Source organism: Candidatus Poribacteria bacterium, from assembly GCA_026702755.1.
Classification (GTDB): domain Bacteria; phylum Poribacteria; class WGA-4E; order WGA-4E; family WGA-3G; genus WGA-3G.
This window is the reverse complement of record JAPPBX010000038.1, coordinates 87,590-105,884: the sequence shown is the minus strand read 5'-3', so window position 1 is coordinate 105,884 and position 18,295 is coordinate 87,590. Positions and strand designations below refer to the sequence as shown.

Here is an 18,295-nt window from a genome sequence, read left to right as displayed (position 1 = left end):
TTCGGAATTGTATAAAAAACGTCGAACTTTGTCAATGAATTTTTTAGCGTAGCGCGTTGTGATTTCAGAATTACGCCTACAATTGGTATTCATAGGTGGTAACAGCAACAGCTGCAATCGCAGCGGTTTCTGTCCGTAAGGTGTTTGTGCCGAGCGTCACAGGGACGCAGCCACTATCAACCAAAGCGGCAATTTCCTGATCGGAAAAGCCACCCTCCGGTCCAACAAAGAGCGCGATGGCGGTAGGGTCGGGAACCCTTCGCAAAACTGTCTTGATATGCTGTGTCTGTGATCCACCACTATGATTCGGACTGATGAACAACAGCCGAAGTGAAAACTTTTCGAGTTGTGCAAGAGATGCCTCAAACGTCTGCAGGCTGCATAACTCAGGCAACCACGCGCGTTTACACTGCTTTGTGGCAGAGACAACAACACGATGCCACCTTTCATATCGGTTCTGACTCGGTTTTTGTAGAGCATGCTCTGAGTGCATCGGCACAATCTGTGTGATTCCGAGTTCTGTCGTTTTTTGGAGAACCAGTTCCATCTTATCGTTTTTAGGAAGACTTTGAAACAGGGCGAGCGAAAGTGGCGGCTTTGCGTGAAATTCGTGGGTGAGGATTCGGGCTTCGCTTAAAGATCGATTTGTGTCCGTCTCAAGCATTTCTGCGGTATAGACATTACCTTGCCCGTCAATAATTCGGATAGTCTCACCTGGCGTTGTGCGGAGAACATTACGGAGATGGTGATGTTCCGAACCAGTAATCGTAGCAATATGAGTTTGGATCTGAGAGGGAGGAACATAGAAAGTGTGCATCTTGTGAGCAACGCCTTAGATTGCACCTATGCGAAGTTGTTCAATAACTGTTTCCGGCTGCTGACTGCGGAAGATGGCTGTTCCTGCGACGAGAATCGTTGCACCTCGATCAATAGCAAGAGGGGCAATTTCTGTCGTTACACCACCGTCAACAGAGATGTCCAATTGTAGGTCCGACTCTTGGATGATTTGCCGTAATTCCGTTATCTTTTCGAGGGTGCTCGGCTGAAAGGCTTGACCCCCAAATCCGGGTTCAACACTCATCGGTAGGATTAAGTCAATGTCTGAAAGATACGGCGTGACTGCAGAGATCGGCGTTTTCGGTGAGAATGCCAAACCGGGTTTAACGCCCTGCGCTTTGATCGCCGAAATCACTTCATCTGGTGCATCATCACTTTCGATGTGAAACGTAATGAGATCCGCGCCTGCGGTGACAAGTGCCCTGATATAACGGAGCGGATGCGTCACCATGATGTGGACATCAAATGGGACTTGGGTTATTTGACGAACAGCAGCAATAAACGGTGGACTGATACCAAAGTTAGGGACAAATTCACCATCCATCACATCGAAGTGAAGCATATCCGCCCCAGCATCAACGATTCGACTAACCTCTTCACCAAGGCAACTAAAATCTGCAGCGAGCAATGAGGGCGCAATTTTAGGGGTAAGAATTGGGACACTCCTTCGGTTAAGTCCTATCGATAAAGCACTTCAGGCAGTCTTTCGCCATCTTCATAAACGATCACCCGCGTTTTGCCGAAAACGCGGAACCCTTTCTGTTCCAAATCAATCACTGTACCCGGGGCATAGCGTTGATTGACAGCAGTGCGTTCACCGTAGTCATCAATCACAACAATTCTAACCTGACGTGAGATCTCCCCTCCTTCGCCGACGGAGTGCTTGAAAGGTAGCAATCTTCCAATATCTCCAGTCGATCCTTGCACACCGCTAATTTCAAGGAGGACTAAGTCTCCGGTTTTTATCATCACATCCCCTGGCGGTTCGTGGGCAATAATCGCGCCTTCAGGGATTTTGGGGTGCGAACTATATTTGGTCTCAACTTTTAGTCCAACCGATTCGAGTTCGACGAGGACATCAGCAGCGCGTTGACCTTGGAAGTTCGGAAGTTCAATGAATTGTGGTGTGGGGCCGCGGCTTATCAAAAGATTAACCGGACTTCCGCGCCGTTGACCACCCCCTTCTGGAGGCGTTTGCGCGATGACGGTATCTTGCTGATAATTTTCGGAATGGACAAAAGCAAGCCGATTTGGACGAAAACCCGCAGTTGTGAGGGTATCAAAAGCATCCGCTCGTAATTTTCCAATAACAGACGGAACAGGTACTAACTCCGATCCGATACTGACTGTAATCTTAACCGGCTGATACGATTTTATTTTAAAGTTCTCCCCCGGATCTTGTGAGACAACCTCACCCTTGCGGGCATCACTACTTGCTACCTGAATCGTCTTCGCGGGTCGAAGGCCCACATCATTAAGGCTCTGCACGGCATCATAATAGGTTTTCCCAGTGATGTTTGGGACAAGCACCTCCTCAGTCCTAACCCAAGTCGGAATAATAACGAAAATGGCTAACACGGCAATTATACCGAAGAGAATTAGGAAGTATAACGAAACCTTGAATATCGCAAATAGGGTATCATTAAGGCTATTCATAACTATGATGTCAAAAATTGCTCGCCCGTTTGCAATTGATAACCATTGATAAAATCGGATGCTTCCATAACTTTTTTGGTCGCAGGTTGAATTTCTAACAACTGAAGCACTCCTTCCCCTGTAGCAACGATGAGCTTTTGTCTGTCGATTATTTCAAGCGTCCCCGGTTGTGCAGCAAATGTCCGCGGGAGTGGTTGACAGCGGATAACCTTGAGTCGAAGTCCCTCGCGAAAGAAAGTATAAGCACCGGGCCAGATTGCTGTGCCTCTGACAAGATTGTGAATTGTCGTCGCCGGTTGATTCCAATCAATGTGTCCAGTCTCCTTTGTTAGACGCGGGGCGTGGGTTGCTTCGGCATGGTTCTGAGGAATCGCCGATGGTGGTCCCTCATTTGGCATATCGGAGAGACATCGGACGAGTTGAGCTGCGCCGAGTTGCGCCAACTGTTCCGTCAATGTAAAAGCGGTATCCTCATCTCGGATCGAGACTCGGTCTGCCGAAATAATATCACCCGTATCCTCACCTGCATTTAATAACATCAGTGTCACACCCGTTTCGGTTTCACCATTAATCAACGCCCACTGTATCGGGGCGGCACCCCGATACTTCGGGAGAAGAGAGGGATGCAAATTGATAGTCCCACACGGCGGAATATCCAAAACGGTCTGGGGCAACAGTTGACCGAAGGCAGCGACGACAATTACATCTGGCGCGAGGTGTTTAAGGATTTTTACAAAATCTGGCCTTCTTACCTTTTCAGGTTGATAAATCGGTATATTGTGTTCCGCAGCGATTACCTTGACAGGTGGCGGACTGAGGCGTTTCCCGCGCCCGCTTGGTCGGTCAGGTTGTGTAACAAGCCCTATGAGTTCAAATTTGTGGAAGATAAGTGCTTTGAGTGCTGGAACAGCAAACTCACTGGTGCCCATAAAGAGAATGCGCATTTTTTTAGTGGTTATCAGCGGTCAGCTATCAGCAGTCAGTTAAGAGGCAGTTTGGTTAAATCAGATATTTCAACTCACAACCGATAACCGATAACTATTAAAAACGAATTTGAATGAACGGGACAGCGAAACCGACAGGGCGTTCATTTGCCCAACCATTCAGTTCCTTATTTATAGAATCTTCCAAAGACCTGCCTCTATATCTCGCTGTATGCGGACTGGTTTCGGACAGCCTCGCGAGCGTCCCCTCCACGGGTTCCTCATCTTCAACGGGTGGCGGTGTTTGTGGTTCTGGCACACGTGGTGCCGACCGATCAACATGGCGGGTATGCAACCAATCCCATACACCAATGAACAAAGATAACGAGACAGCACCGATGCCAATAATCCGATAGTCCCCCGGTGTCAACTCAGGAGCGAATTGATTCTCACGAAACATTTTCACACCACGCATTACCACGTAACTGTGAATAGCAGTAAACGGTAGAGAACTCAATGTGATAATCTCAAACCGCCGTAAAGCACTTTCACTGTATACCTCTGGTTCTTCTTGTTCTGTTCCGTCTGTCGAAGGTTCTATCTGAATTTGCGCTGTCGCGTGTGGAACTGCTACGATAAAAAGAAGGGCTACACTTAATAGGAACAATTGCACACTCAATTTACACACGAATTACCCTCCTATACAAAAAGTTGTATTGTATCTCATGGCACTAAGCTTACTGGGCTTGATCACGGTTTTTGAAAAGGTAAACAATTAGCATTCCCGCACCAATACACACAGATATATCAGCGACGTTGAAGGTTGGCCAAAAGAGCCCTTTGCTGGCTATACCGAACTGGAGAAAATCAACAACCTCACCCAAATAGAGCCGATCAATAAAGTTTCCAACGGCACCTCCAAGTAAAAACCCGAGTGCGACTTGCATCCAACGGCTCTCCCTGAAACGAAGATAATAAGCGAAAATGAAAACTAAAGCAACAATCGTAATGAGAATCAGCAAAAACCTATGTCCGGAGAGTACGCCAAAAGCTGCGCCTGGATTTCTATCGTGCCGAAGGTTGAAAAAACCCGGAATAATCGGAATTACCTCTGTAACGTAAGTTATATAGGTTTGTACGAGCCATTTGCTCACCCAATCCAGTATTAACACTGGAATCGCTACGCCGATTAAGGGTAGGAGCGTTTGCCATGTACGTTTCTTAGGACTTTGCATGGTATGTATTTTTGAGCACCTCCCATTCCGCTTTTGCATTATCCGTTTCTATATCGGAAATGTGCAAGGTTTGCCCATCAACAGGCGAGAGTAGGTGCCAATTTTTCTGAAAAATGCTATGGTTACCGGCTACACCTTCTGTAGCAATGAGCGGATAGAAATGTTCCGCCAAAAAAGGAGTCAAGGGTGCGAAGCGTTGCAGGAGTGCAGTCCCGATTTGCGACAAGGTAACTTGCGCCGCGTGTAGCCTTTCAGCAGGACATGATTTGACAGCACTGACGTAAAAGCGAAGATCGTTCTCACAGAAATCCGTTAATATTGTCCAGATTTCATAAAAATTTGCATCCTGATAAGCCTGCTGCACTTCCTGTAAAAACTGAGCGGTAACGATGATTGCCAATGAATCAATGGAATAGTTATCGGTTATCAGTTGTCGGTTATCAGTTGAAGAGGACTCTCGTTCGATAGGATCATCTCCGTCAGGACTGATAACTGATGACTGACCATCATTCTTCAACTGAGTGCTTATATCTTCCAATAGTCCCTGGAGCAGCTGATATTGAACCGAGTAATCTTTTGCGAGCTTTTCAAGTTGTTTTTGGTCCACCTGTTCCGTCCCGACACTCGGAGTTATTGCGACGAGGCGAACCACATCAGCCGGATATTTGTTGAGAAATGCGTCTGCCACGTCTATTTCGCTGTCAACTTCCGGCATTGTGTTAAGCTTTAGTTGCTTAAAGGGTTGACTTTCTTTAATTGGGCGACTTCTACTAAGTGCAGCAGAGATGACACTGATTTCTGCCAACCATTCTGTCCATTTGGAATCGGCTGTATCCGTCTGTGGAACAAACATGACACTGGTGTGGCCACCGAGTGGTTTCTTGAAGTCAGAGTTGTCAATGATCTGAAGCAAATTGGCAAAATGGCTATCAATGAGGGTGGCCTCTTTACGAAAGTCACTCGAATTACAGTTTAGACATCGTGTATCCGCCGGTAAAAGCTCTTCAACACTCAATCGGAACCAAAATTCAAATCCCCGCTGTATAGAATTCCGGATTGCATTGAGTGTATTCTTATCGGTGAGCGGTTCATCACACTGGTCGCAGAGGAGAATCGGAAGCGGCATCCCCCACTGCCGTTGCGCTGAAACTGGCAAGCCTCCGAAATTGAGAACGGCGTTTTGTACATCTTGAATATCTTTATGCTCGGTGTCGCCGTAATTGTCCCAATACTCTTGGGCGTTGAGTAACTGGACAGTGGCGCGGTTTTCGGAGATAGAGAACACCCACTTTGAACACGGTCGAAAAACAGCCAGTTCCTTACAGCGAGGACAGTGAGGTTCATGCATTTCGTCGTTCCGTGTCTTGAGGAGATATCCACATCTTTCCAACTGCGGAACAATAAAATTCTCGGCATCAAAGAGATACAAGCCACACAATTGCCCTGCTTCCTCAGTGAATCTTCCAGTTTCATCAAAAACAGGCGTAGCATTCATTTCTAATGCTTGGGCGATGTTGTAACTGGGTTGATGATGCGCCGGATTTAGGGGCATAACGCCGGATTCTAAGGAGGATGTTAATGTATCGTGGGTAGTATTTGTCACCAAGGTCTCAGGAATTAGTCTGATCTTCAAGTCTTTTGATGGAAAAAGCGGGTGCGCTACAGCACATTGCGCAAGTTCAGAGGCTTTGATTTCTTTGACAAGTTTCGGTCTGGACTGCCTCTTTGGAAGGTGTTTCATAAAATGTTCAAACTGCGGTTCCGAAAAAAGCAGATATTCATCCTTCCATTGGGTAAGCAAATACGTAATATTGTCAGTAATACCGAGTTCAACAATCCCTGCTATTTCCCAAAGATGTGGCATCTGGAGACAAAAGAAAACGTCAATGCCAAATTCCTCTAACCCAAGCGTGAAAGGAAATTTTACGTAACCATTCAAAGCGCGTGTCGGCATTTGTACGAGATTCGCCTCATTAATTGGGACAGTGCAATTAGGACACCACGGACTCAGTTGCGGTAGATCGTGTAAGTAGTCAGAGTCCCGAAGTCGGCTAATAAGGGCAATGAGTCTCGCTTCCTGTCGCGATTCGAGGGTTTTCTGGGAAGTATCCCAATCCGCAAAGATGCCGAGTTGATGGAATTTTTCCTTCTGAACCTCTAATGCCTGTTTGTGTCTTGCACGGCAACGTTTCCGAAGAACTGACAATTTGATTGGATCCTTAGATTTGGCGGCAGCAATGATAGACTCCTCAATCCAGAGAGGATAGGTCTCCCAAGCAGGTACGTATATGACTTGATGTCCCTGCATTAATGCTGCTTTAAGGAAGATGTCTTGACAAACTTTTCTACAAAGAGTGTTGAGAGTGAGGGCATGAACTGAGGCGGGCATCTCCCGGAGGACGTAAGTTTCCGGTTGAGAGGAATCGTGTTGCTGCGCAGCGTTCCCTTTCGCTGTGTTGTTCCCTGCAGCGTTAGCTTTCTTCGTCACGAGCGGATATACATTGACATTCGCCCAAGTTTCCAAAATAGCTTTTTCTCTTGCACGGTCTGCCAACTGAGGTTTCTCGCTTGACCTCGTGGTTTTACCCCGTTTACGCGTCGTGCTTTTTGTAGCGGAATTTCGTTTCTTCATATTTTTCGGACTGTTGTCTCTGGATCGCTTGTCAGTTCGACAAACGGATCGTTACCATGATTATGCTTTTTTTGTCAGCCGCCTCCCAATTTTTTACGACATCAAACAGATTGGCACACCTATCCACCGATTACCAGAGTACCCAAGATATAAACTGTAACAGAATAATCAGCACAAAAGGTGAAATGTCAATACCAAAATTCCGAGTCATCGGTCCGATCACACTCCGAATCGGATTTAAAACAGGATCTACGATTCGACTCGTCCACCAGTATAGTTGCCTAACGACTGAATTTTGTGTGCTAAAAACGAACCAAGACAGCACCGTATTCGCGAAGACCACTATGATGTAAATTTCAAGCACTTCACTGACGAACCAAGCAAGCATTTCCATAATTTTTTAAAGGTCCTCACAAAACTATGCGTCACCCAGTTCTTTTGCTCGCGCCGTCGCAGCGAGGATGGCTTCGGTAAGAGTTGCCCGCAAACCACCTCGTTCCAGTGCGTGAAGCCCGGCTGCAGTCGTTCCGCCTGGCGTGGTAACACGATTTTTGAGGACTGCTGGATGTTCCTGTGTTTCAGCCAACATCGTCGCTGCACCTAAAACTGTATGGGTGGCGAGTTTTTGCGCATCGGCACGAGGTAAACCGACATGAACGCCCGCATCCGCTAATGCTTCAATGAAGAGCGCAACATAGGCAGGTCCACTCCCACTCACCCCGGTGACAGCATCAAGATGGTGTTCATCCATAACCAAGGAAGTCCCGCAAGCGTCAAAGATTCGCTGTGCTATTTCAAGATGTTCCTGATTCGCCGTACTACCAGTTGTTAGCACCGAGATTGCAGCACCTACCGATGCTGAGATATTTGGCATTACCCGAACAATCGGCGGTGCGGTATTAAAATAGGATTCAAGCGTCGTAGTCGTTACACCGGCTGCTATACTGATGAGCCATTGCGGTGTCGATAAGGTGCGCGCGACCTGTGGCAAGACGTATGGGACTGCTCCAGGCGTGACAGCACAGAGAATAACCTGTGCCTCTTCTACCAAGGCAGTAATATCGCTCGCGCTGTTAGTCCCCTTTTCATCGCAGAGCTGCTTTACAAGGGCACTATCGAGGTCAGTAACCCAAATCTGCTTTGCAGGGAACACAGCGTCAGCAATACTCCGAACGATAATGCCGCCCATCTTTCCGACACCTATTACACCTAATTTAAGGTCTTTTACCACTTTTTTCTCCTGACGCTACCCTATGACGACAACTCAAAGATCGCCCTGCCAATTCTAACGAGATTCGCCCCCTCTTGAACGGCGACCTCAAAATCATTCGTCATTCCCATCGAGAGATATTGCATGGTAACCCCGGGGAACTTTTGGGTTTCTATCTTTTCAGCAAGCGATCTCAGCAAAGCGAAAGCGGGACGGTTCGCGTCCGGTGAAGGCGTTAACTGTCCCATTGTCATCAGTCCAGCGATGTGCGCAGCTGGATATGCTTGCGCGTCTTCAATGAACTGAAGTAAATCATCTGCTGCCAATCCGTATTTACTTTCCTCGCCAGTTGTATTTACCTGAATTAAAACATCGGTCTGTTGTGATCGTTCATCAGACCGGCGTGCTATCTCTGCCAAAAGCCGCAAACTGTCAACTGAATGAATCAGTGAAAACATCTCTAATGCGGTTTTAACCTTATTTCTCTGCAAATGTCCAACGAGATGCCAACGGTATGTCTTATCATTGGAGGCAGCGCCGGAAGCATCTATGAATGCATTGACTGGCGCGTACTTCTGTCGCGCCTCTTGCACTCGGTTTTCCCCGATGTCTGTAGCTCCCGCGCCGAGAACCGCCTGAATTTCTGGTACTGAACGCCCTTTTGTGACAGCAACGAGTTTTATTGAATCCGGCGTACGTCTACTCCGTTCAGCCGCGTTGGCAATACGTTCATTGATACTGGAGAGGTTATCAACAATCGAGTTCACTTGGCACGTCCCCATTTCGTCCCGCAACCCCGAAGCGTCTTAATTCCAAAATTGGTTCAAATCAAAGGACTCGTCAGTTTTCAGGATCGTCTGTTGATTGCGTATCTGGACTTAAAGGCTTGCTCACGTGAAAGAATATACCGATAACGGCGATTAGGACGGCTATGCTAACAACACCAATACTAACGACTATCTCATGCGTTGCTTCCGTATAAACTTGCGTGACCTGTGCCGCGCTCACATTTTCCGATAAAACCTTCTGATATTTTGAAGGATGCCGAATACCCCCCACAATAAAAACAAACCCAATGATGCCTGTAATAACTGATAATATTGCGAAGAGCACGCGCATCTTCAATTTCTCCAGTTATGTGTCAAATCACCGCCCAATAACGAATTTGAAGGAATTATTGCACCTAAACAAGTTGGAATATCTTAAGGAAAATAACGTTACAAATTCAGCGAGGTTACAGCGGTAGGCAATACGATAAAATCGCTGCATTTTATCGCATTCATACACATTAATAATAATACCATACTTTTAGACGAGATGCAAATTTTTCATTGCGAGGATTTGTTCATCCAACGGAAACGTGATTGGACTGGACAAGCTTTACAAGGCATTCCATTAACTTACAGTTTATAAAGCGAGGTTGAGATCGCGTCCAACAAGATAGTAGTTATGGGATAGACCTTAGTTCCCAATATTAAGTTGGATAAATGAGAGCATCCTACCTGTTTGCCCGTTCTCAGCCCGATGTGAATAAAAGATATCCGTACGACAAGCGGTGCAAAGTGGAGATACTGAAATGGAGGTGGGAGGTAAGCCCGCTGCAACCAATTGGTTAAGGTTGGCATCTTGCAGACTCAGGTTTTTGCCATCGTGTACGGTGCTACCGAAACGTTCCGCAAATTGATCGAGCAACTCCGTGCTAACCGTATAGCAACATTTTTGAATAGAGGGACCCAAATGAATCTGACAGTTCGTAGCAAGAGTCCCGAAACTCGCTTTCATTTGTGCGAGCGTATTTACGGCAATTCGGGCGAAGGTACCCCTCCAGCCCGCGTGCGCGATACCGATAGCAGGGGTCGCGCGATCTAAAATGAAAATAGGGACGCAATCCGCGGTAAAGATGCCTAACGCGACACCGCGATGGGCAGAGACAAGTGCATCCGCTTCCGGGAGATCCGCTGGTACCGTTCTTGTTTCGTTATCTACAGCAATGACGGAAGCACTATGAATCTGACGGCAATAGTGCAGATTCTTTAAATTGGCATGCTGAAAGAGCATATCCCTATTAACTGCGACGGCACTCTCATCATCACCGACATGCTCAGCAAGATTCAAGGACGTATAAGGCGCACGACTAACACCACCATGGCGTAGACTAATACCAGCAGTGCCAACGCCGCTTGCTTGGAGTTCATGAACCGGATGATACAGTCTCATTATTTATAATCTTCTCGTGGCGGACTAAAGATATCAAGCGCGACAGCAGGCTCTTCAAAAGCCTTCGCGCTGTGCTTCACATTGGAAGGGATAAGGTAAGCGTCACCCTTTTTGAGTATCCGGGTGTCTCCATCAATGGAGAGTTCAAATGTTCCGTCAAGTACCATTCCCATCTGTTCATGGGGATGACTATGTTCGGCAACGACACTATGGGGTTGTAGGTTGACAAAGGACATCATCAGCTTTTCGCCGTGAAGTGTCCGAATACTTGCCCCTTCAAAAACCTGTTTTTCGGGTTGCTCATCAATAACAAAAAAGGGCATTGGTTGTGAATGCCTCCTGTTGAGATATATATTGTTACAGTCATCAGTTGCCAGTTATCAGCAATCAGCAAAGCGGTAGATTTCAATCTTCACCTGTGGTTGCATACGCCTTCTATGAGGATTCAGTATCAGATTTGACAGGCTCGACGTAGAGTAGCCTTTTACAACTTGAACAGTAAACGTGCTTCTCATATTTTTGAGCTTCTTTGAGTGTCTGCGGTTGAATAGCAATACGACAGGTACCGCAGGTGTCGTTCTCCACCAAGGCAACGAAACCAGCTTTTGTTCGCGCGGCACTCGATTGGGTTGTAAGCCGCGCCTTCATCCAGCGATGGTATTCGTCTCTGAGTCCCTTGTCAACCTTTGGAAGAAACGCCTTTCGCTGTTTTAACTTCCCATCTTTTTCTACCTCTAAGGCGTGTAGTTCTTGTTGAAGTTGTTCAGTTTCAGCAGTAGTTTTCTCTTTTTCCTTGTTTATCTCAACTTCCAGTTCCGCCAATTCTTCCTTCAGCCGGTCGCTCTCCTCCATGAGAGTCAATATAACGTCCTCAGCCTCTCCGTCTTGCTCGTCAAGAAATTCGATTTGTCGTTCCAAGGCAGTATACGCTTCGTTTGACGTGACAGTTCGCTGTTCGTCTCGATATTTTTCGCGTTGAACACTGTTCATTTCAATCTCAGCGTTCTTGGACCGCTGCACTCTCTCTGTCTCCGTGAGTTCTGCTGATTTTGCTGCAATATCTTCCTCATACCGCTGGATCTCCGCCGCCAATTGCTCAATCTGACGGGGAATAGTTTGAAGCTTCCCTTGTATTGACAAGAGCTCTTGGTCGCGCGTTTGTAACTGGTAGAGCAAAGCGAGTTGTTGCTGTAAAGGCTCGTTAGCCATTATATTTCAGACTCCTTTTCGACGAGGTAAGCGAAGAAAATACCGAGTTGATATAAAAGAAAAAGTGGTATTGCCATCAACAACATTGACCACGGATCTGCAGGTGTCAATAGGGCTGACATCACACAGATGCCCAACAACGCATAGTTCTGTTTTTCACGGAAGCCCCGTGCGTCAATCACACCGATCCGGGACAGAAATGCCATCACTATTGGTAACTCAAACGCGATACCAAAACCTAAGATTAACCGTGTTATGAAGCTTATATATTTTTCTAAATCCCATCTATTCGGCATTTCTGGAAAAAGTTGTGCGGAGAACTGTAGTACCACCGGTGTAACAATAAAGTAGGCGAAAGCAGCACCGAAGATGAAAAATATGACAATGATTAAAAACAGTGGCACTGCAAACCGTTGCTCTTGTCTATTCAACGCCGGAAAAACAAAAGCCCAAATGTGATAAATGATTATCGGCAGTGCCAGCAAAATACCGGTAGTAATCCCTAATTTCAGGTATGCCATAACACCTTCTAAGGGACCGACTTTCATGAGCTCAGCATCGACATTGGAAGTTCCAGCACGCAAAGCGATGGCGAAGAAACCTAACATTGACCCCCCGGAACCAGCTGTAGCATCAATAGCGTTCGCAATCAGTGTGTTCATCGAGGTTTCCAACGGGAACATAATAACCTTCTCAATCGGTCTGCTAAACGATAGACACAACACCGTAAAAACGGCGATCGCGATAGCTGAGATAATGATTCGGCGCCGAAGCTCCTCAAGATGTTCCCAGAAGGTCATTGCTACATCGTTAGATTCCATAGTGCGTCCCGCCGCGAGATTTATGATGAAGAGGGGTTCGGAGGCTTGATATTTGGATCTTTTTCCTTGTCTATTTCATCTGCTGCTTTCGTCAGTTCATCCTGAAGATCGTTACCAACATTCTTAAATTCTCGGATAGCCTTTCCAAGCGAACGTCCCATTTCCGGCAACTTTTTCGGTCCAAAAATGACAAGTGCAACCATAAGGATTATAAATATCTCTATTCCGCCGATTCCGCCCATGTCTTTATCCCTCCTTTGATGAGATGTCGCAATTTACTGCTATCTAAAGTATAGCATAAAATCGACGTGTTGGCAATTAATTTTTTAGATGTCGGGGGTCAGTTGTTTTTCGCGGTCTAAATCAGAATTACAGAATTTGCAGGATGGAATACCGAGACTCAAGCCCCGTAGGGGGTTTTTGCTTGGGTGTTTCTGCAGTATCTATGTAGAACACGGTGTCGAGAAAAATATAGCCCCGTAGGGGCGGCATGTTTATAGCAGCATTTTTGACAGATCCATCAAACCTATAAAGGGGACGTGTTTGTATCGGTTCTGATTCGGAGTGGCAGCTGAAATGTGTTGGCGGGTGCGGCTTGCTAACTTTTTAAACCGTGCTCATGTAGTTCCAAGGTTAGGTTGCTCTTTGGCGTTGGTTCAGTTTTGCTAAGCATTGGGGACGTTTCGGTTTCAAGATCAAGACATTCACCCGGAGTTGGAAGCATATCTTCGGAGATCTGATTTGATTCAAGGTGTCGAATCTGGGGCGAGGTCGGGTTGTCATAAGCAAACTTCACTTGAAGTAAATGTCCATTTTCAGAATCAGCGAATGCATCGTGAAGGTCAATAGTACCAGATCGGATGAGGTTGAGGCGTTCAGCAGAAACTCTGACGTAAAGCCAAGTTTCGTGTTGATCATTTTCATCCGCAGCAACGACAAGGTGAAGATGACCTGCAGCATTTTTACATGCAAAAAGGATAGGCTGGTCGTAGTAATCGTAGATTTCTATGATTTCAAGTTGCATACGAGGATCGGTAGGTATTATGCTTCGTTTTTTACCACTTATGCCAATTATACTATATTTTTGATGGTAAAGCAAATAGATTTCAGAAAAGGGGTGTGTAAATATTTTGACATTCAGATTAGTTTGAACGGAATAGAAAAACACCCATAAAACCAGAAAACGCATTGAAACCCAAAAAACCCAACGTAATAACTAAATTTATTTTAACTTTACAAATGTTGATATATATACTATAATATACACATAATGTATTTGAAACGTTAGCACACAGCAGACCACCGCTGCAGAACCCAATACGATTCTTCAAACACTTCTCATCGAAAATAAACTTCTATAGGTGTTGTGCCCAACACTTCAGAACATCTAAGGAGATAAAAAATGAAAACGCTGAAAACTTCAAAAAAGGACAAAAAATGGTTCACACAATCCCGCGGCGAGACATTCAGAAAAGTCTTCCCAAGCAATATCTCTATCGGCCTCGACGATGCTTTTCAGCAATCAACTCGGCACAGAAAAGACGATTTAGGAGAAGAAAGGAGAAGAATTCTCGGTTAGTTCAAATGAACAGAAAAATCAGTCGCGATGCGGTCTGAGACGCGATCGTAAAGGTTTCATAGGAGCAGAAAATCCTTCTCCCTATTCGAGAGGCTTTGATATATTTGATAAGCCGAATCAACGGACGAATCGCTTCCAAAATATTTACACATCCTATTCTCACTATTCGGCGAAAACATTTGAATTCTCTCACACAACATGCTATGATATTAGCGGCGTGGGAAGAACGTATCAATCCCGGCTTCAATGTCCTCAATCGGATGCCCGTGCTGTTGCTGATAACTCTCGTGGGTGCTACGCTCTGTTTCAGTCAACGCAGTCAGCGGGAACGTAATGGTCTCCTTGCTGCGATTGCCAGATTCACTCATTGCGATGTTCATCTCCTGGTCCTGCCGAGCGAGTGCTGCCCCGTATTCGGGTTCTGTATCCTTAAGCACAGCCGTGGAGATACTGATCAGTTCATCAGCCACCGCAATCTGCCCTTCGGAGAGTGGATAGTTCTTGAGCGGGTTCTCCCATGTGACGGTCTGATCTGGAAGTTCTAACGAGATATTCTCAATAACGTCAACACCATCAACATCAATCGTGGTACGTTTGGGGCGGTAAGCGACACCTTTCGCACCAGATTCGAGTTCGTCTGCAGGTGTCACGTAAATATCTTCACCGACAATAGTGCCTTTACTACCGTCAATCTGTGAGATACCGGTTTGTCCGCGTCCCAAAGATCGGGCATGTATGACGTTGGAGTAGACCATGAGAGCCGTCGCATTGTTGTCGAATTCAATGAAACCGAGACTCCACCTTTCGCTGGTATGATGCCGCTTCATCCGGTCAATAATGGGAATCACAGGTGTCGTTTGTGTAATACCGAGTGCAGATGTCGGTTCACCACCAGCACGAAGGCGGAGCATGCTCATTCCATGATAACCGCCCTCATAAAAGATGCGGTAAATTCGAGCGACTTCGCCGATAACGTCTGCTTCAATAACCTTTGACAAAAACCGTTCCCGCGGTGCACGGTAATAGTTTTCGGCGATCTCAAGTTTGACATCATTCGCTTTGGCACGTTCAATCATTAGGTCGCTTGTGGGAAGCGTGACGGCGATAGGAGTTTCACAGAGAATATGAACGCCGGCATCAGCCATAAAGCACGCAACGGCATGATGTGCAACCCCCGGCACAGTAATATCAACGACATCAAGATCTTCATGAGCGACGAGATCTCGGACATTCGTGTACGGCGTTGCCCCGTATTCTTTGGCGTAGCGCGTTGCTGCTTCCTCGTCTATATCACAAACCGCGACGAGGTTGTAAATATCTTTGAGTTTCGCAATAACAGGCAGATGCGCGCCACCGCCACGCCGCCCGGCACCAACCAAAGCAATATTGAGTTTGGACATGGAAAGCCTCCTGAGTGAGCTATAAAACATTTTGCCCTTAGAGGGTCTCGGTATCTTGTTTGCCCTGAAGCAGAACTTACGCAGCTTCCTTCGCTGGCGAGGCGTTTTGCTTGAGTGTTTCTGCGAATTTCTGCGGATTTCCCCATAGAAACCTCGCCAGCGGCGTGCGAGCTTAGAGTCTCGGTATCTTATGTGTCTCGCTTACACTGAAGGTGATAGACCCCGCCCTAAAGGGCGAGGCTTCCGCAAACATTATGCGAAAGCATTTGTGGAATGCAGAAGCGGACTACTCGCTTCAACGGAGCAGCCTACGATTTTGTTATCCAAAACAATAGGGCTTACGACTCCTAACCCAAAGGAAGCTACCCCTTCCTTAAGAATGTTGATCGCAGCGTTCTGGTCTCGGTCAAGGTGTGTATGACAACTTGGACACGTCCAGTGTCGATCCGCGAGCGTTAGGGTTTCATTTTTATGACCACAAACACAACAGCACTTTGTAGAAGGACTCCATTTACCGATTTTCAGGACAGCACGTATCCGCTTCTTCGCCTGCCATTTGAGTTTCCGCATGAACTCACCGAAGCCGAGGTCAGAAATCTGTTTGCCCCACAAACGTTTCATACCTTCAAGGTTCAGGTCTTCAAAGAACATTATATCAAAATCACGGCAGAGGTCTATCGCCAGCTTCCAGTGGTGATCCGTTCTTTGATTCGCAGTTTTCTTATGGATACGCGCGATATCTTTCCGACAGCGTTCTTGGTTGTTAGAACCTTTCAGTTTACTGGAGTATGCTTGTTGTGCTTCTGCCAACTTATCAGCATTTTGTGTGTAGAACATAGGAGAGGTATATCTATGACCATCACTGGTAGTCAGGAAGTCTTTGATACCCATATCAAACCCTTCAGCCTTACCTGTCTTGGGTTCTATCTTGACTTCACTATAGTCTTCAGTGAGCGTGATATACACGTCTTCGAGCGCGTCTCTTGTAACATGAACTTGAGTGATAGCACCTTGTATCCGACGATGCAGTGCGAAACGATACCAACGCCCATTCAGCCGGATTTTATAGGTTGGATGGTTTCTCGTGTTTTTCTGTTTGTCAAGTATCTTTTCAATCTTAACCCGTTCGCCAGAGAACGTCATCCCTTTGTGTTTCTTACACGACTTGAACTGTGGGTGACCTCTCCCAAGCGTCCGCATTTCTCTAAACGACTCGGATAGACGCTTGAGCATGTTTTGCAGAGACCACGAGTACGGAATATGCCAATGTGCATACTTCGCTAACCTTTTGAGTTTCGTCAAATGCTTAGACATTTTCGCATACGAAAGCCCCTTACCATAGCGGCGGTAATATCGCATAGAAAGCGCAATGAAGTGATTCCTTACAACGCCTATGATATTCAAGTCGTTATGGAGATGGTTCAAGGATTTATCGTGAAAGAGTTTATGGGTCGTGTTTCGCATCGATTATCACAGATCAGGCTTTTATCTCCGGTCAAGTGAGAGGAAACCAACACGTTACCGAGAGGTAACGCTTGACTTGTTGGTTCCCAACCTGATATGCTAAGTATACTACATTTTTAGGCGTTTATCAAGTAAAAAACGCCTTGGTCTAATTTACGAAAGCGAGACTGTATCCCCGCTCTAAAGAGCGAGGTTTTAGTCTCGGAGGTTCTGATAACAGTTTCACAAAAATGTGTCAATGAAAAACCCTTAAGCATCATCGGTTTCCAACAAAGCGAGATCACACTTACGAGAGAAAGACAGGAAACTGGCGGAGGTTGTGTCCGTAACATTATGCTAACCATCATTCTCAAAGAGCTGCGTTGTTATAGCAATTCCGTCAAATATCGGCGTATCCAGTTTCTGGTGCTATGCATTCTCGCACTACTATTATTTGTAGCGACAGTTGAATTCTATGCACATCGCCGGACAGGAATTGCAGTTGATGTTGGAAAACAGACGTATACGCTTTTCATCATTGCCCTTTTCGTTATCCAATTTTGGGTGCCGAGACACGCAATCGAAGTTTGGCATACAGAATATACTTACAAAGCACGCCTACATGAGGGTGGCGGAAACGGATCCCTGCTTGCCCTAACACCGTTGGCAAACTGGAAAATCTTGGCAGGTAAGCTGAGTGCTGTTGTCATTTGGGCGGTATGGGGAATTTGGTTGACGATTCCGCTACTGGCACTCTCAAGTTACATAGGTGGTTTGGCAGTGTCGCAATTGGTGAAATGCGGCGCGGTGCTACTGGTAAGTTGTCTCTTTTTCGCCTTCATCGGTATCGGTTTTGGCGTATGGAATCCTCCGCTCCGTGCAAAGAGTATAAGTTATGGGTTTGTCCTCTTCATCACCTTTCTTCCACTCGTTCCGTTTCCGCCATTCGACACAATTCCGATGTTAGCTGCAATGAGTCCTCTATGTGCCTTGCTATCAATCCTCAGTGCAGATCCAACGCACCTGTGGATATGGAATATCGGACTGTTCTGTCTGCTATTCTCACTGCTTTTCCCCGTTCTGCTTAAACAGATGTATCCCTAACATAGACCTATGCGTTTTACTGACCTATG

21 protein-coding genes are annotated in these 18,295 nt (G+C 46.3%); 2 read left to right on the top strand and 19 right to left on the bottom strand.

The window, feature by feature from the left end; genetic code table 11:
- Window positions 1-76 precede the first annotated feature (76 nt).
- The 17 genes from OXH39_07785 to OXH39_07705 all read right to left on the bottom strand — a co-directional run bounded on the left by OXH39_07785 (window position 77) and on the right by OXH39_07705 (window position 13,764).
- Complete coding sequence (locus OXH39_07785; protein ID MCY3550347.1) at window positions 77-817, bottom strand: RsmE family RNA methyltransferase; 741 nt, start codon at window positions 815-817, stop codon at window positions 77-79.
- A gap of 15 nt (window positions 818-832) precedes the next feature.
- Window positions 833-1,492: a ribulose-phosphate 3-epimerase gene (rpe, locus tag OXH39_07780; GenBank protein MCY3550346.1), complete on the bottom strand. Its 660-nt coding sequence runs from the start codon at window positions 1,490-1,492 to the stop codon at window positions 833-835.
- Between the two features lie 23 nt (window positions 1,493-1,515).
- Window positions 1,516-2,493 carry a PASTA domain-containing protein gene (locus OXH39_07775; GenBank protein MCY3550345.1) on the bottom strand — a complete coding sequence of 326 codons (978 nt, stop codon included), beginning with the start codon at window positions 2,491-2,493 and terminating at the stop codon, window positions 1,516-1,518.
- A gap of 2 nt (window positions 2,494-2,495) precedes the next feature.
- Complete coding sequence (fmt, locus tag OXH39_07770; protein MCY3550344.1) at window positions 2,496-3,437, bottom strand: methionyl-tRNA formyltransferase; 942 nt, start codon at window positions 3,435-3,437, stop codon at window positions 2,496-2,498.
- A gap of 97 nt (window positions 3,438-3,534) precedes the next feature.
- Window positions 3,535-4,104: a hypothetical protein gene (locus tag OXH39_07765; GenBank protein MCY3550343.1), complete on the bottom strand. Its 570-nt coding sequence runs from the start codon at window positions 4,102-4,104 to the stop codon at window positions 3,535-3,537.
- Between the two features lie 49 nt (window positions 4,105-4,153).
- Window positions 4,154-4,651 (bottom strand): signal peptidase II, encoded by a 498-nt coding sequence (lspA, locus tag OXH39_07760; protein MCY3550342.1) that lies wholly within the window; start codon window positions 4,649-4,651, stop codon window positions 4,154-4,156.
- The gene (locus tag OXH39_07755) at window positions 4,638-7,283 is read right to left on the bottom strand and encodes a class I tRNA ligase family protein (GenBank protein MCY3550341.1); all 2,646 of its coding nucleotides are present in this window, start codon (window positions 7,281-7,283) and stop codon (window positions 4,638-4,640) included. Before OXH39_07755 ends, lspA begins: the two co-directional genes overlap by 14 nt.
- 130 nt (window positions 7,284-7,413) lie before the next feature.
- Window positions 7,414-7,677 carry a YggT family protein gene (locus OXH39_07750; protein ID MCY3550340.1) on the bottom strand — a complete coding sequence of 88 codons (264 nt, stop codon included), beginning with the start codon at window positions 7,675-7,677 and terminating at the stop codon, window positions 7,414-7,416.
- Window positions 7,678-7,701: 24 nt separating this feature from the next.
- On the bottom strand, window positions 7,702-8,514 hold the full coding sequence (gene proC, locus OXH39_07745) for a pyrroline-5-carboxylate reductase (protein MCY3550339.1): 813 nt from the start codon (window positions 8,512-8,514) through the stop codon (window positions 7,702-7,704).
- Between the two features lie 20 nt (window positions 8,515-8,534).
- A complete protein-coding gene (locus OXH39_07740) occupies window positions 8,535-9,260 on the bottom strand; it encodes a YggS family pyridoxal phosphate-dependent enzyme (GenBank protein ID MCY3550338.1) in 726 nt (241 codons plus the stop codon).
- A 73-nt stretch (window positions 9,261-9,333) separates the two neighbouring features.
- Window positions 9,334-9,612, bottom strand: a complete 279-nt coding sequence (locus OXH39_07735; GenBank protein ID MCY3550337.1) for a hypothetical protein — start codon at window positions 9,610-9,612, stop codon at window positions 9,334-9,336.
- Window positions 9,613-9,954: 342 nt separating this feature from the next.
- Window positions 9,955-10,710, bottom strand: coding sequence for a peptidoglycan editing factor PgeF (gene pgeF / locus OXH39_07730; GenBank protein MCY3550336.1), 756 nt, complete (start codon window positions 10,708-10,710; stop codon window positions 9,955-9,957).
- Window positions 10,710-11,033, bottom strand: coding sequence for a cupin domain-containing protein (locus OXH39_07725; protein ID MCY3550335.1), 324 nt, complete (start codon window positions 11,031-11,033; stop codon window positions 10,710-10,712). The genes pgeF and OXH39_07725 overlap by 1 nt, the downstream gene beginning before the upstream one ends.
- A 112-nt stretch (window positions 11,034-11,145) precedes the next feature.
- Complete coding sequence (locus tag OXH39_07720; GenBank protein MCY3550334.1) at window positions 11,146-11,919, bottom strand: hypothetical protein; 774 nt, start codon at window positions 11,917-11,919, stop codon at window positions 11,146-11,148.
- Window positions 11,919-12,740: a twin-arginine translocase subunit TatC gene (gene tatC / locus OXH39_07715; GenBank protein ID MCY3550333.1), complete on the bottom strand. Its 822-nt coding sequence runs from the start codon at window positions 12,738-12,740 to the stop codon at window positions 11,919-11,921. The genes OXH39_07720 and tatC overlap by 1 nt, the downstream gene beginning before the upstream one ends.
- 20 nt (window positions 12,741-12,760) lie before the next feature.
- Window positions 12,761-12,982 carry a twin-arginine translocase TatA/TatE family subunit gene (gene tatA, locus OXH39_07710; protein ID MCY3550332.1) on the bottom strand — a complete coding sequence of 74 codons (222 nt, stop codon included), beginning with the start codon at window positions 12,980-12,982 and terminating at the stop codon, window positions 12,761-12,763.
- 356 nt (window positions 12,983-13,338) lie between these two features.
- Window positions 13,339-13,764 carry a hypothetical protein gene (locus tag OXH39_07705; GenBank protein MCY3550331.1) on the bottom strand — a complete coding sequence of 142 codons (426 nt, stop codon included), beginning with the start codon at window positions 13,762-13,764 and terminating at the stop codon, window positions 13,339-13,341.
- A gap of 378 nt (window positions 13,765-14,142) precedes the next feature.
- On the opposite strand from OXH39_07705, the gene OXH39_07700 reads away from it, so the two are divergent.
- Entirely contained in the window at window positions 14,143-14,319 is a 177-nt protein-coding gene (locus tag OXH39_07700) for a hypothetical protein (protein MCY3550330.1), read from the top strand.
- Between the two features lie 209 nt (window positions 14,320-14,528).
- Here the strand turns inward: OXH39_07700 and OXH39_07695 are convergent, their stop codons facing one another.
- Together OXH39_07695 and OXH39_07690 are read right to left on the bottom strand one after the other, a co-directional pair.
- Window positions 14,529-15,719, bottom strand: a complete 1,191-nt coding sequence (locus OXH39_07695; GenBank protein MCY3550329.1) for a Gfo/Idh/MocA family oxidoreductase — start codon at window positions 15,717-15,719, stop codon at window positions 14,529-14,531.
- 252 nt (window positions 15,720-15,971) lie between these two features.
- Window positions 15,972-17,183, bottom strand: a complete 1,212-nt coding sequence (locus tag OXH39_07690; protein ID MCY3550328.1) for an RNA-guided endonuclease TnpB family protein — start codon at window positions 17,181-17,183, stop codon at window positions 15,972-15,974.
- Between the two features lie 333 nt (window positions 17,184-17,516).
- Between OXH39_07690 and OXH39_07685 the strand changes: the two genes are divergently transcribed.
- A complete protein-coding gene (locus tag OXH39_07685; GenBank protein ID MCY3550327.1) occupies window positions 17,517-18,266 on the top strand; it encodes a hypothetical protein in 750 nt (249 codons plus the stop codon).
- The last annotated feature ends 29 nt before the right edge of the window (window positions 18,267-18,295 follow it).

What these genes read in the sequence shown, in the direction of transcription:
- OXH39_07785 (MCY3550347.1), bottom strand. Translation starts at nt 817, where the DNA reads ATGCACACTTTCTATGTTCCTCCCTCTCAGATCCAAACTCATATTGCT.
- OXH39_07775 (MCY3550345.1), bottom strand. Translation starts at nt 2,493, where the DNA reads ATGAATAGCCTTAATGATACCCTATTTGCGATATTCAAGGTTTCGTTA.
- fmt (MCY3550344.1), bottom strand. Translation starts at nt 3,437, where the DNA reads ATGCGCATTCTCTTTATGGGCACCAGTGAGTTTGCTGTTCCAGCACTC.
- lspA (MCY3550342.1), bottom strand. Translation starts at nt 4,651, where the DNA reads ATGCAAAGTCCTAAGAAACGTACATGGCAAACGCTCCTACCCTTAATC.
- OXH39_07755 (MCY3550341.1), bottom strand. Translation starts at nt 7,283, where the DNA reads ATGAAGAAACGAAATTCCGCTACAAAAAGCACGACGCGTAAACGGGGT.
- OXH39_07750 (MCY3550340.1), bottom strand. Translation starts at nt 7,677, where the DNA reads ATGGAAATGCTTGCTTGGTTCGTCAGTGAAGTGCTTGAAATTTACATC.
- OXH39_07735 (MCY3550337.1), bottom strand. Translation starts at nt 9,612, where the DNA reads ATGCGCGTGCTCTTCGCAATATTATCAGTTATTACAGGCATCATTGGG.
- pgeF (MCY3550336.1), bottom strand. Translation starts at nt 10,710, where the DNA reads ATGAGACTGTATCATCCGGTTCATGAACTCCAAGCAAGCGGCGTTGGC.
- OXH39_07725 (MCY3550335.1), bottom strand. Translation starts at nt 11,033, where the DNA reads ATGCCCTTTTTTGTTATTGATGAGCAACCCGAAAAACAGGTTTTTGAA.
- OXH39_07720 (MCY3550334.1), bottom strand. Translation starts at nt 11,919, where the DNA reads ATGGCTAACGAGCCTTTACAGCAACAACTCGCTTTGCTCTACCAGTTA.
- tatC (MCY3550333.1), bottom strand. Translation starts at nt 12,740, where the DNA reads ATGGAATCTAACGATGTAGCAATGACCTTCTGGGAACATCTTGAGGAG.
- tatA (MCY3550332.1), bottom strand. Translation starts at nt 12,982, where the DNA reads ATGGGCGGAATCGGCGGAATAGAGATATTTATAATCCTTATGGTTGCA.
- OXH39_07705 (MCY3550331.1), bottom strand. Translation starts at nt 13,764, where the DNA reads ATGCAACTTGAAATCATAGAAATCTACGATTACTACGACCAGCCTATC.
- OXH39_07700 (MCY3550330.1), top strand. Translation starts at nt 14,143, where the DNA reads ATGAAAACGCTGAAAACTTCAAAAAAGGACAAAAAATGGTTCACACAA.
- OXH39_07695 (MCY3550329.1), bottom strand. Translation starts at nt 15,719, where the DNA reads ATGTCCAAACTCAATATTGCTTTGGTTGGTGCCGGGCGGCGTGGCGGT.
- OXH39_07690 (MCY3550328.1), bottom strand. Translation starts at nt 17,183, where the DNA reads ATGCGAAACACGACCCATAAACTCTTTCACGATAAATCCTTGAACCAT.
- OXH39_07685 (MCY3550327.1), top strand. Translation starts at nt 17,517, where the DNA reads ATGCTAACCATCATTCTCAAAGAGCTGCGTTGTTATAGCAATTCCGTC.